This window comes from Pedobacter kyungheensis, from assembly GCF_000812965.1.
Lineage (GTDB): Bacteria > Bacteroidota > Bacteroidia > Sphingobacteriales > Sphingobacteriaceae > Pedobacter > Pedobacter kyungheensis.
Genome location: NZ_JSYN01000020.1, coordinates 95,453 through 113,512, shown reverse-complemented (window position 1 = coordinate 113,512; position 18,060 = coordinate 95,453). Strand labels below are relative to the sequence as shown.

The following is an 18,060-nucleotide window of genomic DNA, read 5'->3' as shown; positions in this document are numbered from 1 at the left end:
GAAACAAGTTCAGGGTGACGCGTGTTTGTCCGTCATCTCGACTGAAGCGCAGCGAAATGGAGAGATCTATAAACAGTTTTCTCGACTTCGTTCCCCCCGATAGCTATCGGGGCCGCTCGAAATGACGACCCCGTGGAGAATTTTAATTTGTCAGTCTAAGTAGTCAAAGACCTTACAGTTTCAACTAGTTATTCCTGATCGAAAAACTACTAAACAACCCCTTTTGCGATGGATTTCCCTTCACCACAATACCAGCCCGGTAGCCCATGCCCCAAGGCACATATTTAGCTGCTAAAAATTCCGTACGGTGCAGGCTCACCCAATCTGAACCCGCTTTTTTATAGAAAAATTCGATCTGTTTGCCATCATTACTAATCTGCATTTTAAGCTGTGCAGGCCCTGTCAGGCTTTCTTTGCTGCTTTTAAGCTCCGTATAAGTTCCTTCGAAATTGTCAAAAACCACCAGGCCCTCTTTGGAAGCTGTAATGCCTGTTCCACCAAGTTCTCCCGGCCATTTGCTTTTAAAAATAGCGCCGCCCAAACAAATCCCCGCTTTGGCATCGCCAGGGTTCACCTGAGCCTCAATATTGAAGTTTACGGTTTTAATATATTGGCCCAAAAAGGTACCCAAAGCATGATTTTCGTCAGAAGCAGCCAGACTTAAGCCATTCGCAAATGTCATTTCAGGTCTTGTCGCTTTTGAAGGCCACTGCCAGGCCAGGTTCAATTTGCTGTCTTTTTCAAAATTGTCTGTAAAATCAAGATCTGATTTAGGCCGGTTAGGTACAGTTGCATTGTGCAATAGCGGCCAGCCATCGGCCCCCACAATTAACTCTTCAATAACCCCCTCTCTTCCCACAAAAACATCGTAACTTTTGTTAAAAGCATGGTAAAGCATAAACAGCCTGTCATCAGCAGTTTTTACCACAGTTCCGTGCCCGGGGCAATTCCATTTATTGGTACTTACCATAATCGGGTTGTTGGCGTATTTCTCCCAAACCCCGCTCGAGAGGTCTTTGGTGCGCGCTATTCCGGTTTTGTAGTTGCACCTGGCGTCGCAGCAGCCTCCAACAGAATATAAACTGTAAATGTATTCGCCGAGACTAAAAAAGCAGGCCCCTTCAACCAGTCCGGTTTCCCAGGGTTGGTTATTGGTAAAAACTTTACTTTTTTGTCCAAGCAATTGGGTGCGACTTTCGTTAATTTCCTGTTTCCAGATCCAGCTTTCTTTACCACAACCGTTGCCGTCGTTTTTCCAAAAAGCATAAATTTTACCATCGTGCTGAAGTTCAAAAGCATCAATCGCACCGCACTCATCTTCTATAATTACGGGCCCGTTATCGGTAAACTTTCCGGTTTCAATTTTATCGGCATCAATCCAGGCAACACCGCATTGTAAACCCGGGTTGCCTTTGGTTGCCCGGTTGTGGGCAGTATAATAGGCATATATCCGCTTTTGTTTCGAATCGTAAACCAGCTCAGAAGCCCAGAAATTATTTTCGCCCCATTGGTTTTTCATATCCTTAAAACCTTCAGGGAAAACGTGATTAACCAGTTTCCAGTTTTTAAGATCGGTTGATTTGTAAATGGTGAAATAAGGCGCCCACTCGTTTGTGGTAGAAGTGGCATAGTAAATATTATCAACCCTGATGATAGATGGATCCGGATTATCGCCCGGTAAAGCCGGATTAACCAATTGTGTAGGCACGTGTGGTGTGCTGGCATTATCTACGCGTGTTTTCTTAATTCCACAAGCGGTTACACTTAAGCCAATAAATGCGTAAATGATACTGTTTCTTAGGTGATGCCTGGTTAGCGATTGTTGGGTTTCCTGCGTTTGCAGGTGCTTTGCTTTCTTTTTTAAAAATCTGGATAGCGAAAAATGAATCATGTATTTCGAGGTGAAAAAGTTAGTCTGTTATTTGTTTGTTTCTCGAAAGTAACGAATTCTGAACACGATGAAAGTGAGGTCTGGCACTGAACGCTGGCATATCAGACCTTTTTTATTACGGATTAATGCAGCGTTTTTATTATATTTTTTGTGTTTAAGTTTCTGTTTGTCAGTGTTTTGTTTATATTTAATCGATCGCTTACAATTTAATTTTTTACACAGAATTTCGTTTTTACATCCATTTTTTGATCAGGTAATTGAGACGAATCGACAATAAATTGAACATATTTTGCAAGGAGCATTGGCTTACTTTGAAAATAAGAAACCAATTATAAACAGTGTAGCAGGTTCTGACAGCGATATGCTGCGGCCTAAGTGGCAGGATATTGATAAAGCTGAAATGATTTACCATAAACTTAGCATATTGAATTATCGTCCATCAACACTCCATTTAAACACATTTAAATCACTATAAAATTAAAATTAATGAAAAACTACAGGTTAATTTATACGCTTCTCTTAGGTATTTTTGCAGTAAATATGGCTTATGGACAAAATACCTTAAGCAAAGCCGAAAAAAAGGAAGGTTTCAAATTGCTTTGGAATGGTAAAGATGCCACAGGCTGGCGGGCCATATTTAAAACGGAATTTCCGGCCAAAGGCTGGGAAATTAAAGATGGCATTTTAACTGTATTGCCATCAAACGGAAAGGAGCAGGGCTCAGGTGGCGATATTGTTACCAAAGATGAGTATTCGGCTTTTATTCTAAAATTCGATTTCAAGCTGACTCCGGGCGCCAACAGCGGTGTAAAATATTTTGTAACCGAACAGGAGAAAACCAATTTATCGGGTATTGGCTTAGAATTTCAGGTGCTGGATGATGAAAAACATCCGGATGCGAAACTGGGTAAAAACGGTAACCGTAAACTGGGTTCTTTGTACGATCTGATTCCTTCAAACAAGCCAGCTTCGGTAATTAAACCTATTGGCGAATGGAACAGCGGCGAAGTTAGGGTTTATCCAAACAACCATGTGGAGCATTGGTTAAATGGTGTAAAAGTGGTTGAGTACGAACGTGGATCAGCAGCTTTTAAAGCTTTAGTGGCAGGTAGTAAATACAAAAACTGGAAAAACTTTGGCGAAGCCCCAAAAGGTCACATTCTGATTCAGGATCATGGTAACCAGGTTTCGTACAAAAACATTAAAATTAAAACCCTTAAGTAAGGTTATGGAAGAATCAAGAAGAGATTTTATTAAAAAGGCTGCTATTGCCGCTGCAGGTACCTATGTGGGTACTTTCGGCATGTCGGCAAAAAGTTATGCCAATATTCTCGGGGCTAACGACCGTGTGAGGGTTGGAGTGGTTGGCTTTTCCGACCGTTTTAAAGATACGCTGTTTCCCTGCTTTTTAAACCACAATAAAGAACTGAATTTTGATATTGTAGCCCTTTCTGATTTATGGAATTACCGCCGTAATTTAGGTGCCGACTATATCAAAAACAAGATTGGCCATGGCATTACCGCCTGCAAAAACAACGATGAACTTTATGCCCTGAAAGATCTGGATGCGGTAATTATCAGCACGCCCGATTTTGCACACGCCCTACATGCTATCGAAGCAGTTAACCACAAAAAAGATGTGTACTGCGAAAAACCTTTTGCCGAAACCATGGATGATGCCAACGCTGCGTTAAAAGCCGTACGATCATCTAAACAGATCTTACAGATTGGCTCGCAACGCCGTAGCGGACAAAATTATCAGGCTGCTGCCGATTTTATTAAGCAGGGCAAATTTGGCGATATTACCATGGTCGAGCTCAGCTGGAATGTAAATCAGCCCGGTCGCTGGCGCCGCCCCGATTTGGTAGCGAAACTGAAAGAAGAAGATACAGACTGGAAACGCTTTTTGCTGAACCGGCCTTACGAAGCTTTCGATCCAAGGATTTATTTGGAATACCGCTTATTCTGGCCGTACTCATCGGGTATGCCAGGGCAATGGATGAGCCACCAGATTGATACCGTGCACTGGTTTACTGGTTTGCAGCATCCGCGCAGCGTTACGGCAAACGGTGGCATTTACCAGTGGAAAGATGGCAGGCGGAATTGGGATACCACAACTGCTGTTTTTGATTATGGCCCGCTTGATGATCTGACTAAAGGTTTTCAGGTGGTATTTACTTCGAGAATGCACAATGGAGATGAAAAACCTGCCGAAATTTACTACTCGAATGGAGGGGAATTGAACCTGATTACCAATACCATATCGCCACAGGGTGGTTTAACCGCAAGGGCTGCCGCTGCAATGAAAATGCAAGCCAACCTGTTACCAGAAATTAAACTGGCTGCACCATCGGCTGCGGCTGCATCGGCCAATACCGGGGCAGATGTGCTGAGCTCTAACCACATGCGTAACTGGCTGGAGTGCATCAGAAGCAGAAAAGAACCTAATGCACCTGTTGAAGCAGGTTACCAGCATTCCATCGCCAATATCATGACTAATGCTGCTGTGCATACCGGAGAAAAAGCAACTTTCGATGCCAGCCGTAAAGAAGTGATGGTAGGAGGCAAAGTATTTAAATACTAAATTAATCTCAATCAATCAGAAATGCCCGGATAAATTCCGGGCATTTTTAGTTTACGCGAGACCTTGTCCCCCTTTGAAGGGGGCAGGGGGATGATGCGCGCTAATAAGATGTGAGTTAATGCCCTTCGACAGGCTCAGGGTGACAAACAAATTTTGAAGGGGGCAGGAGGATGATTAATAGCCAAAGCATTAAGATTCCCGCCTGCGCGGGAGCGACGGTTCCCGTTTGGGAGATATGCGTTCAATTTTTGCGTTTTGCCATTGGAGTTCGCAAAGATGATTTATCTAAAAAAGTAAATCTAAGTTTCCCCTTTGAAGGTAAGCCCCTTATGGTCGTCACCCTGAATCTATTTCAGGGTCTCTCCAATCATGAGATGCTGAAACAAGTCCGATAGCTATCGGACCAGCATGACGTTTCCCGTTTGGGGAAATTCTTCAATTTACCCTTCACCATCCTTACTTAACGAATTCATATACTCCTGTGGCGATACCTTAAAATACCTTTGAAAGTTTTTATTAAACAGACTTTGCGACCCATAACCCACCATTTTGGCGATTTCGAAGAAACTGAATTCGTTCTGTGCTATGAGTTTGGTCGCTTTTTTAAGCCGGGTAACATCAATCAGTTCTTTTGGCGAGAGCGCCGAAATGGCTTTAATCTTACGGTAAAGTGTAGGCCGGCTCATGTGCATGTGCTCGGCAAGCTGGTCGATATCCAGGTTGGGGTCCTGAATATTTTTGCGCACATACTCATCCAGCCGTTTTAAAAATGCTTCTTCTGTTTTAGAATTGGCCACTACGCGTACATCCTCGAAAGGTGCACTGGCGAAATGCGCTTTAATTTTTACCCGGTTTTGCAAGAGGTTGGCCACTTGCAGGCGTAACAATTGCGGCGAAAAAGGCTTTTTGATATATAAATCGGCCCCAACTTCCAAACCTTCTATGTGCGCCTTATAAGTGTTTTTGGCAGTCAGTAATATAATTGGGATGTGGCAATATTCTACGTTTGATTTAATGAGCTGACAGAGTTCAAAGCCATCAATTCCGGGCATCATGATGTCCGAAATAATCAGATCGATAATCTCCTTATTCAGAATTTCCTGTGCAATCTCTCCGTTAATGGCCAGATGTAATTTATAGGTGCCTGCAAAAACCTGAGTCAGAAACTCCAGGATATCTTCATTATCATCAATAATTAAAATACTGTCGGTCATATCTATTTTATCTTTTTCCAGCTACTCAGCTTAAATTCAAATTTTTGGTGGATGGGTAAAGTTAACTCGAAAATTACCTGGTTAACTTCACTTTCTGCTAATTTTAACGAGCCATTATGCAATTCGGTTAGCGATTTAGCTAGCGAAAGGCCAATTCCCGTTCCCGGTTTATCCTTACCATACAGTCTGAAAAATGGCTCGAAAATCTGCGCATGGTATTGTGCCGGAATGCCCCGGCCATCGTTGCTAAAGGTAATGGTAAAGTGCCCTTCTGTTTCGGTTGAGGTGCTTAAACGTACATTTACCTTGCTGGTACCATATTTAATGGCGTTCGAAATGAGGTTGTTGCAAATCTTTACCAAAGCTTCCCGGTCTGCAAAGGCAATTAGCGGATTTTTAGGCAGCTCCAAATCGAGTGTAATATTGCTTTTCTGCGCTTCCTGTTTAAAAATTTCAATTTGCTCTTTTAACAGGCTGTTGATATTGGTGTTAACAAAGTTTAAACCAAACTGGTGCATTTCTGTTTTACGGAAATCGAGCAGCTGATTGGTTAGCTTAGCCAAACGGTTGGCATTTTTTTCAACCATTAATAAACTGCTTCTAAAAGGTTGTTCTTTGGCCTGGTCCATCATCATCTCAACAGGACCCAAAATTAGTGTTAAAGGTGTTTGGATTTCGTGGGCTATATTGGTGAAAAATTCAATCTTAGCCTGATAAATTTCTTTTTCCTTTTCGTGTTCGAACAGTTGTAATTTGTTCAGGTTTTTGCGTTCGATATATCGGTGATAGTAACGGATCGCCAGAAAAAGTGCCGTTGCAATCAGCACCAGATAGCAAATATAAGCCGTAATGCTTTTCCAGAAAGGTGGCCTGATTTTGATAAAAAGACGTCGCTCTTTACCTGTCCAGCTTTCTACATTGCTTTTTGCACATACTAAAAAGGTATAATTGCCGGGCGATAAATCGGTAAAATAGGCTTTCCGGTTGTTGTTCAGGTAGGTGGTCGCCAGATCTACACCTTTCATTACATATTCGTATCGCGTAACTTCGGGCGAGGAATAGTTAAGAGCAGCAAACTCAATACTGAAATTATTCTGGTCGTGTGCGAGCACAATGGTATCGGTAAAAGAAATCGATTTGCTAAGCGGACTGTTTTTATCATTCGGAAGCACCTCTTTGTTGTTGATCTCGAAACCGGTAATGAAAGTGGGAGGGGCCGTATCTTTCTGCTCAAAATCTTTGGGGTTAAACGAAATCATCCCCCGTACGGAGCCAAAATACATGCGTCCGGTTGGATCTTTATAGGCAGAACTGAAATTAAACTGATCGGTAATTAAGCCGTTTGACTGGGTATAAACCTTAAATTTTTCTGTGCGCAGGTCAAAACAGATTAAACCTTTTAGCGAGCTTATCCACAGGTGCTTAGAGCCATCTTCGAGCGCGCGGAAAAGAATGTTTGTGGGCAAACCGGTTTCTGTAGTAAATTTTTTAAGCTTTTTCCTATCCGGACTTAACCTGATTAAACCTCCGCCCTCAGTAGTAAACCACATGGCCTTATTGCTGTCTTCCATAATGCCACATACCGGAAATTCGCGTACCGTACTGTTTTTAATTTTATCGCCGAAGGTAATGTTGCCCTGTTTGCCGGTTTTAGGATGGTACCAAAATGCACCACGTGATACGCTACCCGTCCAGATATTGCCAAAACGATCTTCCCAGATATCGTAAACATAAGAGTTCACCGGAATTTGTTTAACCCGTTTAAAAGTTTTGTTTTTTGGATTAAAAATAAACAGGCCTGAGCCCATGTTGTAGCCGGTACCTACGTAAATGGTACTGTCTTTGGCCAGGTAAATTGAAAGTACAAAGTCACTTGTTTCCTCATTTTCTTCACCAATGGTTTTAAAACGTTCCCTAACCGTGCCTTTGTTAATATCAATAATTTCCATTCCGTGCAAAAACGGGCCAACAAACAGCTGGTTGCCCAGGGCAAGCAAGCCATGGATATTAGGGTAAGATAAATTACCTGCTTTGCCATTGGCGGCGTAATTGGTAAAGATTCCGGTTTTGGGGTTAAACTTATTTACACTGGCATCTTCAGTACCAATCCATAAATTTCCTTTGTTATCAGGACAAATTTCGCGCACAGCATTGCCTGAAATAGAATTGGTGCCTACCAGTGGATAATATTTCTCAAAGCGGGCATTGTTCTTCGAAAAGTAACTCAGGCCTCCAAAATAAGTACCAGCCCACATGCCTCCCTCATTATCGCGGCAAACCGTATAAACCGCATTATCGGGCATAGAGTAAGGATCGCCGGCACGCTTGCGTAAGTTCTGGCTGGTGTTGGTGGCTAAATTATAAATGTAAATGCCCGATTCGGTCGCGATCCAGTATTCCTGTTTTTCGCCTGCAGTGATATCACGTACATAAATATCGGTATTGTCGCTGCTTTTAAGTATCAGCGATTTAATTGCCCCGGTATGTGAGTCGTAACTTTTTAAGCCCTGTTTAAAGCAGCCCACCAATATCCGGTTATTGGCAATTGGAAAGACTTTACTAATCGAGCGCCGGTTTGCAGGCACACGCTGGTCGATGATACTTACCGTGGTTTTAGCTCCATTTTGAGGGTTGTAGGTAACCAGTTGCCCATCGTCATTGCCAATTACAATATTACCACGGTCATCGAGCGCAATACAGGCTGCATTAATTTGCAGGTTTACCACCCGGTTATCGTGCTGGGTATATTTATGAAGTTCTCTGTTGGCTAAAAAGAAGAGATTGTTTTGCCTGTCTACCAGAATGTAGTTGATGTATTTTTGCAGGGTGGGCTCAAGCGGCGTAAATACTTCCTTGCGCGGATCGTATTTAAAAATACCGCGGCCGGTACCAATCCACAACATGTTCTTTTTATCTTCGGCCAGGCATACAATAATGTTGTTGCCTACATTACCAAATTTACTTTTTTCGTTTTTAAAGGTTTTAAAAGTATAACCATCAAAACGGTTCAATCCGCCACGGGTACCCACCCAAATCATGCCTTTTTTATCCTGTAAAATGGTATTTACCGAATTGTGGGCCAGACCATCATCTGCCTGATACTGTTTAAAGTAATAGGATTGTCCTTCGCAGGTAGAAACTGCAAAAAACGAAACCAATAACCAGAAAGATAAAAGAAACCGCATAGTTAAGCCAATATCAAATATAGAGATAAATTGAAGTGTTGAATCGGCATTACGCTAAACCTATTACAAGTGTGGGTTTGGTGTTTGTTGTTATTTGTTGATTATCAGTTTGTTGTTCTGTTTTGAGTTTTTGTAAAACACTCGATTTGAGACATATCGACAAAAAGATGAACAAATTTTACGGCCCTCAATGTTTTACTTTGATTTTGCAATTAACCAAATTATAAACCTTACTGCAAAATCTTCTACCGGCTAAACTATGCCATTGCAGTTTTAGTATTTTTTTATGAGAAACAAAATGTTAGCTAAACTGGCCGCTGCGCTGGTAATTTTAGCGGGTTCTTGTCAAAAAGGGCCATCAACTGGTATTACTGAAGAAGGACCCCAAACTGAAAAGCTTCAGGTACAAAATGTTATTGCTGCTGCACCTGTATTGGGCACTTTAATTGATGGGGCTATTTACAGGATAAGGGGTGTATCATCCTTATCAAACGGGCCGGTAGTTGAAGTTACCGGTAATTCTACAGCCGAAAATGCTGCTATACAACAATGGTGGTGGTTCCCCAACAATGGACAGAAATGGAAACTGGTAAAAATTGATGCCACTTACTACAAATTGGTCAACGTAACGAGTAATAAATGCCTCAAATCGCCATCGGCAACATCGGGCGATATTTTGCAGCAAGGCACCGACGATGGTAGTGATGCACAACAATGGGCTATTAATTACACGGGCAGCAACAATGTGTACACGGTTACCAATAAAGCTACCGGAATGAAAATGACAGTAGACCCTGAGAGCAGTACACCTGGCGCCAAAATAAGGCAAAAAACAACGGTAACGGGTACTCAGGATCAGTTTAATTTCCATGATACCAATTTTCAGAACCCGCTGATTGATGCCAGCAGACCAGATCCTTACGTGGCGGAGAAAGATGGCTATTATTATTTTATGTACACCAGGGGGAATAAAATAGGCTTGCGGAAAACCAAATCCATGTCTTTACTCTCAACAGCGGTTGAATCGGTTGTATGGACACCGCCTGCCGGAACGGCTTATTCTTCCAACATCTGGGCGCCCGAACTGCACTTCCTTTCGGGAAAATGGTATTTATATTTTGCAGCCAATGATGGTGGAGATGTGAGTCACCGCATGTTTGTGCTCGAAAATCCCAATGCCGACCCCATGACGGGTACCTGGACGTTTAAAGGGAAAATCAGCGATCCGAGCGATCAATGGGCTATTGATGGTTCGGTGTTAACCACTGGCTCGGCAAATTATTTCATTTGGTCGGGCTGGGAAAACGTAGCCACCAAATTTAAGCAATACCTATACATTGCGCCAATGTCAGATCCATGGACCATCAGCGGCGACCGTGTAAAAATATCATCGCCAACCAATAACTGGGAAAAATATGAACCCAGTGGGAATTTAGGTGCAGGGGTTAACGAAGGTCCGATTATGTTACAAAAAGATGCCAGCAGCCCGGTATTTATCATTTACTCGGCCAGCCGCTACAGCAGCGATAATTATTGCTTAGGACAAATTCAGCTTAAAGCAGGTGGTAACCCGCTGGTGGCTGCCGACTGGATTAATAAAAAACAGGTTTTTGTTAAAAGTGATGCCAACGGGGTTTATGGTCCTGGCCACAACGGTTTCTTTACCAGCAGTTATACCGATCCTAATGGGGTACTGCATAAAGAAAACTGGTTTATATACCATGCCCGTAGCGTAGCCAATACCACAAATGGAGCAAGAACGCCGCGGATGCAAAAACTGAGCTGGAATGCAGATGGATCGCCAAACTTTGGAACTGCAGTTGCCACCGGAATCAACATTCCAATTCCGGTAGGTGAGTAAGGTACTTTAAGTAAGAGCAGCCATGGTGGCTGCTCTTTTTGCTTTTACAGCACAATTGATATAAAACGACAAAAGAATGAACAAATTTTTCAGGGTACATTCTCTTACTTTGAAATGAAGAAACCAAATATCCACGCCCGCATACCAGATTAAAAAAATGAATGGGAAGTAAATTATCCAATATCGTCATTTCGAGCGGAGTGCAACGCAGTCGAGAAATCTGTCTCAATAGATTTCTTCCTGCCCGATGCAGGCGGGCGTTCCGCCACCGGTGAAAGGCCGGTTGGCTACAGTCGAAATGACGGTTCTTTTATTGGAGTGTCAACAAAAGTTATTTAAAGCTCCAAACAACCAAAAACAAAACTTAACCAAATATGAAATATAGTGTTTTACAAAAAAAAATTATAGCGCTCACCTTTTTACAAGTCGCCGTATCTGCTGCTTTCTTAAATGCAAATGCCGAAAACACGGCGGCAGATAGATTGGCAAATAAAAAGCTTTTGGTTGCCAGCTATAATCTGGCCGATATTATCATAACCGGTAAAGTAACTGATGAAAAAACAAAATCGCCCATCCCTGGCGTTACAGTTAAGGTAAAAGACAGCCAAACCATTGCCGTAACCGATGAGAATGGTGTTTATAAAATAACTGTTCCGAACGAGCAAACCATCCTTACCTTTAATTATGTAGGTTATGATGTGCAGGAAAAACAGGTTGGTAGCCTGAAAAACATCAATATCATATTAAAATCGGCCCAGGCCAATCTGGAAGAAGTGGTGGTAGTTGGTTATGGTACGCAAAAGAAAGCCGATGTAACCGGATCGGTCGTGCGGGCAAATTTAGACGATTTTAGAAATGCACCAACCACCAACGTAGCTAACCTTTTACAAGGAACGGTACCAGGACTAAATGTGGGGCAGGTTAACCGCGCAGGTGCAACGCCGGGCATCAGCATCAGGGGACAGAACACTTTGGGCGGTAACCAGAATGTGCTGATCATTTTAGATGGAGTGCAGTACAACGGTTCGCTAACTTCGATTAACCCCGATGATATAGCCTCTATAGATGTACTTAAAGATGCAAGTGCCACAGCAGTTTACGGTGCACAAGCCGCAAATGGAGTGCTACTAATTACCAGCAGAAAAGGTGCTGTTGGCCGCACGCGGATTTCTTTTTCAACCCAATATGCTACTCAAAAACCCAATATCGATCTCAGGCCCATGGCGCGCGATGAATATTTAGATCACATTAAATATTTATACTACGATCAGGCTTTCCTGGCTCCGGATTTTACTCAACCTAATCCGGCATTCGATCTGATTAGCAAGGTAGACCCATCGATGAAAGATGCACAGGGAAACCTGTTACCGAATGATTTTAGCTGGTATGATGAAGCGACTAAGAGAGGTTCGATTGTTGATAACCAGTTGAGTGTATCGGGCGGAACCGATAAAATCAATTACCTGTTGTCGGGAAGTTTAACCCGCAATTCGGGTTTTATTGAAAACGATAATTTCAAGCGAAAAAGCATCAGGGCCAATATCGAAACCAAAGCTACCAACTGGTTAACCATTGGTTTACAATCTTTCGGAACCTTTGTAAACGAAGATGGCGTAGAACCCAATTTTACCGATATCAACTTGATGTCGCCATTAATTTTGCCCTGGGATAACAGCGGAAACCTGAAAATTAATCCTTTCGGTACCAATTTAACTAACCCTTTGTTAAGCTACCAGGCCGACGATTACGATCGCCACAATTATTTCTTCGCAAATGTGTATGGCAATGTACAGCTGCCCATTAAAGGCCTGAGCTACAAAATCAGCTTCGGTAATAATTACAGGCTTGATTTTAAAAACATTTCGAATATGTACGATGCCAATCTAACCGGGCAGGCATCAAAAGAAACCACCACTTATTACGATTATACCTTCGATAACCTCTTAACCTATAACAAAACCATTGGCAAACACAGTTTTACCGGAACATTGTTGTACGGTGCTATTGAGCGCGAAAACAGTTATACCAGGGCTTATTCAACCGGCTTTTCGCGTTTAACACTGGGTTATGATAATTTACAGCAGGGAACCAACAGGTTTGCCATCTCAAACGCCTGGAAAGAGTCTTTAAATTACCAGATGTTCCGCTTAAACTACAATTACGAAAGCAAATACCTGTTTACCGGTACCATTAGAAGGGATGGTTTTTCGGGCTTTGCAGAAAATAATAAATACGGTATTTTCCCTTCCGTATCTGTAGGATGGGATATCTCTAAAGAATCGTTTTTTAAAGTAAACTGGGTTGATAACCTGAAATTAAGGGTAGGTTATGGTGTGGCCGGAAATCAAACCTCACGGTATTCATCACTGGCTAATGTTGGGGTAAGTGCGGCTTATGTTTTTGGCGATGGTGGTTCTACCCAGTTTGGCCAGCAGGTAAACGGTATGGCTAATCCCGATTTAAGATGGGAGCGTACCACCGGTGCCAATATTGGTTTAGAATTTACACTCCTTAAAAACAGGTTATCGGGTACTGTAGAGTATTACAACACCAAAACAACCGATCTGCTTTACTCGGTTAATATTCCGGTAATCACCGGCTTTAACAATGTGTTAACCAACATTGGGCAATTAAATAATCAGGGTGTAGAGTTTTCTTTAAACTCAAAAAACATCAATAGCGGCGGTTTTCAATGGAATACCAGCCTCAATTTTGCCCGCAATGCCAATAAGATTGTTAAACTTCTGGGCGATTTAAATGGCGATGGTGTAGAAGATGATTTGCCGCAAAGTGGTTTGTTTATTGGTCAGCCTACGGCTGTAATTTACGATTATCAGGTTAACGGCATCTGGCAGGTAGGCGAGCAAATCCCGACAGGTTATTCGCCGGGTACCTACCGTATTGTAGATCAGAACGGTGATGGCGTAATTAATGCCAGCGACAGAGCCGTTTTAGGCTCATCGGCTCCGGCTTACCGCTTGAGTTTGCTCAATAATTTCCAGTACAAGAACTTTACCTTAAGCATCTTTTTAAACTCCATTCAGGGTGGTAAAAATTCTTATCTGGCGGGTAATACGCCAAGAATTATCAGAGATGATAATGCCATCAGAAATAACTACCTGAGTGGTATCGATTACTGGTCGCCAGATAACCCCAATGGCAAATATCCCCGTTCTATCGTGTCGGCAACATTAAATCCGCCACTTTTTCAAAACCGCAGTTTTGTGCGCTTACAAGACGTATCGCTCTCTTACAAATTTACCGGAAAACTGATTGAACGCCTAAAATTGCAAAACTTAAATGTATTTGTAAGCGGCCGTAACCTGGCTACCTGGACCAACTGGGAAGGCTGGGATCCGGAAACCAATCAGGGATTAACCAATGATGGAAGACCCGTATTTAAAGGATATGCGGTAGGCCTTAATGTTACATTTTAAACCAAAAGCGATGAAAAAGATAACCCTAACCATAATAGCTGCATTTACCATTCTGTTTTCTGCCTGTAAAAAAGATTTTCTGGATGAAGAACCTCTTGATTTTTTAACAACCGATAATGCTTACATTACCGCTAAAGATTTCGATGCGGCGGTGAACAACCTGTATAGCCGGATAAGGCTCGAATTTTACAGCAGCGGCGAGCAAAGACCATTCGATTATGTATTTGGCTGCGATCTGGTTTTTGACGGCCAACCCGCTACCACCAGACATACCAATATGGTGGCGGCCTATTCGCCTTTGAGTACCGAAATTCCGCTAATTCACTGGACTTCTTTGTATAAAATCGTAGCCGAATCGAATACCATTATCGACAGGCTTCCTGCCTCATCGTTAACCGGTGCCGAAAAAACATTAATGGAAGCCAGGGCGAAGTTTTTCAGGGGTATGGCCTACCGTACGCTGGCCTATTTATATGGTGGTGTACCTTTAAATATTACTGAGGCTGTAGGCGCAAAAACCGACTACGTGCGGGCGCCTAAAGCAGAGGTATTGGCTCAATCCATCAGCGATTTGAAATTTGCCGCGGCAAATCTGCCAGCAATAAATCAGGTACAGGATGGTGAAATCAATAACCTGGCGGCGGCTCACCTTTTATCTGAAGTTTACCTGGCTGCAGGGCAGTTCCAAAATGCTGTTGATGCAGCTACTACGGTAATCAGTAATCCAAATGTGGGCCTAATGACAACCAGATTTGGGGTTAAAGCTTCAGATGCAACCAAAAATGTATATTGGGATTTATTTCAAAAAGGCAATCAGAACAGAAAAAACGGCACCAATAAAGAAGGCCTTTGGGTAATCCAGTTCGAAACGGATGTACCAGGTGGTGGTACCGTTTCTACAGGTATCGGCGGTTCTTACCAGATGGAAAGACATTTTGCACCTCAATTTCTCAATTTCCGACTTGCGGGGAGCAGTGTTCAGCCATTTTTATACCCCATTAGCGATTATACTGGTGGCAGGGGCATTGGCTGGGCCATTCCAACCAAATATTTTTCGGATGTAATCTGGCAGAGCGATTTTAATAACGACCTCAGAAATGCGCCATTCAATTTTGTACGCGAATTTAAAGTAACCAATCCGGCACACCCGCGTTTTGGCCAAACCATATCTACCATCAATCCACCGGCTGGCATTACCGTACCACGCAGAGATTTTTATGCTTTCCAGTCGAAGGTTACTACACCGGGCGATCACCCCGATGGCATGTTCCAGGATAAGTCGCAGCTTTTGCTTAAAGCCAGTGCTGGTGGAACCTACGCTGATCAGTACATGTTCAGGCTGGCAGAAACCTATTTGCTCAGGGCAGAAGCCTATTTAGGTTTAAGCCAGTTGGATAAAGCCGCCGCTGATATAAATGCTGTAAGGGGCAGGTCGAATGCTTCGGCAGTATTGCCGGCAAACGTTAATATCGATTATATTTTAGACGAACGCATGCGCGAACTGGGTTCGGAAGAGAAAAGAAGAATTACCCTGATGCGTTTAGGTTTGGTGTACGACCGGGTAAAAAAATGCAATCCTTATTACAATGATGTTTTAACTACTTACAATCTGTGGCCTATTCCGGCTTCAGAAATTGAACGTAACAACGGTGCTAAACTGGCACAAAACCCAGGTTATTAAGCGTAAGGTAAAAAATAGCAAATGAAAACAACTGTAATTGCATACTTGCTTAGCTTATGTTTGCTGCCCGTACTCAGTTATGGGCAGCAACCTGGCAAACAACCCAATGTGGTTATTATCATGGCCGATGATTTGGACAGCCGGCAGCTGAGCTGCTATGGTGGTAAGAATCTGAAAACCAGTAATATCGATCAGTTGGCGGGCGAAGGCTTACAGTTTAACAATATTTACGCTTCACATGCCACCTGTGTGCCTACGCGGGCATCGCTTTTTACGGGTTTGTATCCCATCAGGCATGGTTCGTACCAGAACCATAAACCTGTTTACCCCAATATAAAAAGCATTGGCCATTATTTAGCCGATTTAGGGTATAAGGTGGGTCTAACCGGCAAAGATCACAGCACCAAACCTGCCAGTTCTTTCCCTTTCGATATTATTAAAGGTTTCCAACCCAATTGTGTTTCCAGTAATGATGAATATGATCTGGCTGGGATTGAAAAATACATGACCGCGGGCGATAAACCTTTTTGCCTTTTTGTAATGAGTATCAATCCGCACATGCCCTGGGATCAGGGCGACCCGACGGAATTTGATGCTGAAAAACTGATTTTGCCACCCAATCTGGTCGATACCAAAGAAACCCGCGCACAGTTCAGGAAATACCTGGCCGAAGTAAGGCGTCTGGATAATCAGGTGGGTGATTTAATGCAGCTCATTAAAAAGAATAAGCAGGAAGAAAATACCATTTTTATTTTTCTGGGCGAACAGGGGCCACAGTTTGCCGGTGGCAAATGGACCTGCTGGGATTACGGACAAAAAAGTTCGATGATTGTACGCTGGCCGGGTGTAATTAAAGCAAAAACAATAACAGCTGCCATTGTGCAATACGAAGACATTACACCAACCCTCATCGATATCGCCGGAGGAAAACCCATTGCTGCCTTAGATGGCCAAAGCTTTTTGCCGGTATTGAAAGGTACTTCGAAACTGGCCAGAAACTATGCCTATGGCATGTACAACAATATACCCGAAGGACCTGCTTATCCCAGCAGGAGCATTCGCAGCAATCAATATAAGCTGATTTTGAATTTATCGCCAGAGAAAACCTACGGTATAAAATGGTACAATACACCCGGCGATTTGGGCGTGTGGCAATCGTGGAAAGAAAAGGCAAATAGCGATCAGGCAGCAAACGTTTTGGTGAAAAGAGTAACCAACAGACCTGCCATTGAGTTTTACGATGTACTGAAAGACCCCTACGAACTGCATAACCTGGCCGGTAACGATGGCTACCAAAAGACGATATCAGCTTTTAAAACAGAACTCGAAAAATGGATGAAAGCACAGGGCGATGAAGGCGCAGCGGTTGATGTACCTTTTAACCATAAATAACAGGAAAGATGCTAAAAGGAGTACGTATAAAACGGGTGATTTTATTGTTTAACGTTCTTGCGTTATTGGGCAGTTGTGGTGCCCGTAAGGAAAAATTACAAAGCAATCAAAGTTTAGATGTCTACATTTTAATGGGGCAATCCAATATGGCTGGCAGAGCGGCATTACGCGCCGAAGATAGTTTGGTGCAAAATAAAAACGTATTGATGTTTACAAAAAATATGGAATGGGCAGCTGCCAAAAATCCGGTACATTTTGATAAACCAGGTATTACCGGAGTTGGTCCGGGTTTATCTTTTGGGTTGGCCATGCAGCAGCACGCCAAAACAAAGCGCATTGGATTGGTTCCAACAGCTGTTGGCGGTACCTCTATCAATGCCTGGGTGCCCGATGGCTACGATAAGGCTACCAAAAAATACCCCTACAACGACGCCGAAAAAAGAATTATTGAAGCCATGAAAGCAGGAACAGTAAAAGGAATTATCTGGCACCAGGGCGAGGCGGATAGCCAGGCAGACAGCGCCCGGATTTACCTGCCCAAGCTCATTGCACTGATACAACGATTAAGGAAATTAACCGGAAATGAGGCTTTGCCTTTTGTTGCCGGAGAGTTGGGCCACTTTAATCCGAAATACGCAAATATTAACCAACAATTGGCCAAACTGCCCGGTTTAGTAGCCCATACAGCCGTGGTAAGCGCAGCAGGGTTAACCGATAAAGGCGATCATACCCACTTCGATACCCAATCGGCCATTTTACAGGGCAATCGCTTTGCGGAAAAAATGATCGCATTACAAAAACAGAAATAGGGGAAA

Annotated in this window: 10 protein-coding genes; 7 read left to right on the top strand and 3 right to left on the bottom strand. The window is 42.9% G+C overall.

Features of this window, described 5'->3' with window-relative positions; genetic code table 11:
* Window positions 1-184 precede the first annotated feature (184 nt).
* Complete coding sequence (locus tag OC25_RS17075; protein WP_052266274.1) at window positions 185-1,891, bottom strand: glycoside hydrolase family 43 protein; 1,707 nt, start codon at window positions 1,889-1,891, stop codon at window positions 185-187.
* A 486-nt stretch (window positions 1,892-2,377) separates the two neighbouring features.
* Between OC25_RS17075 and OC25_RS17070 the strand changes: the two genes are divergently transcribed.
* Together OC25_RS17070 and OC25_RS17065 are read left to right on the top strand one after the other, a co-directional pair.
* Window positions 2,378-3,115: a 3-keto-alpha-glucoside-1,2-lyase-like domain-containing protein gene (locus tag OC25_RS17070; RefSeq protein WP_052266273.1), complete on the top strand. Its 738-nt coding sequence runs from the start codon at window positions 2,378-2,380 to the stop codon at window positions 3,113-3,115.
* A 4-nt stretch (window positions 3,116-3,119) separates the two neighbouring features.
* Window positions 3,120-4,475, top strand: coding sequence for a Gfo/Idh/MocA family protein (locus OC25_RS17065; protein WP_039478656.1), 1,356 nt, complete (start codon window positions 3,120-3,122; stop codon window positions 4,473-4,475).
* A gap of 440 nt (window positions 4,476-4,915) precedes the next feature.
* Here OC25_RS17065 and OC25_RS17055 read toward each other — a convergent pair whose 3' ends face one another.
* Entirely contained in the window at window positions 4,916-5,689 is a 774-nt protein-coding gene (locus tag OC25_RS17055; RefSeq protein WP_039478480.1) for a response regulator transcription factor, read from the bottom strand.
* A gap of 2 nt (window positions 5,690-5,691) precedes the next feature.
* Entirely contained in the window at window positions 5,692-8,874 is a 3,183-nt protein-coding gene (locus tag OC25_RS17050; RefSeq protein ID WP_039478476.1) for a ligand-binding sensor domain-containing protein, read from the bottom strand.
* A 286-nt stretch (window positions 8,875-9,160) separates the two neighbouring features.
* Between OC25_RS17050 and OC25_RS17045 the strand changes: the two genes are divergently transcribed.
* The 5 genes from OC25_RS17045 (at window position 9,161) to OC25_RS17025 (ending at window position 18,054) form a co-directional block, all read left to right on the top strand.
* A complete protein-coding gene (locus OC25_RS17045) occupies window positions 9,161-10,735 on the top strand; it encodes a family 43 glycosylhydrolase (protein ID WP_052266272.1) in 1,575 nt (524 codons plus the stop codon).
* 374 nt (window positions 10,736-11,109) lie between these two features.
* Entirely contained in the window at window positions 11,110-14,172 is a 3,063-nt protein-coding gene (locus OC25_RS17040) for a SusC/RagA family TonB-linked outer membrane protein (RefSeq protein ID WP_082018631.1), read from the top strand.
* Window positions 14,173-14,182: 10 nt separating this feature from the next.
* Window positions 14,183-15,853: a RagB/SusD family nutrient uptake outer membrane protein gene (locus OC25_RS17035; protein WP_039478647.1), complete on the top strand. Its 1,671-nt coding sequence runs from the start codon at window positions 14,183-14,185 to the stop codon at window positions 15,851-15,853.
* A gap of 21 nt (window positions 15,854-15,874) precedes the next feature.
* A complete protein-coding gene (locus OC25_RS17030; protein ID WP_039478475.1) occupies window positions 15,875-17,245 on the top strand; it encodes a sulfatase family protein in 1,371 nt (456 codons plus the stop codon).
* A gap of 8 nt (window positions 17,246-17,253) precedes the next feature.
* Window positions 17,254-18,054, top strand: a complete 801-nt coding sequence (locus OC25_RS17025) for a sialate O-acetylesterase (RefSeq protein WP_039478472.1) — start codon at window positions 17,254-17,256, stop codon at window positions 18,052-18,054.
* Window positions 18,055-18,060 lie beyond the last annotated feature (6 nt).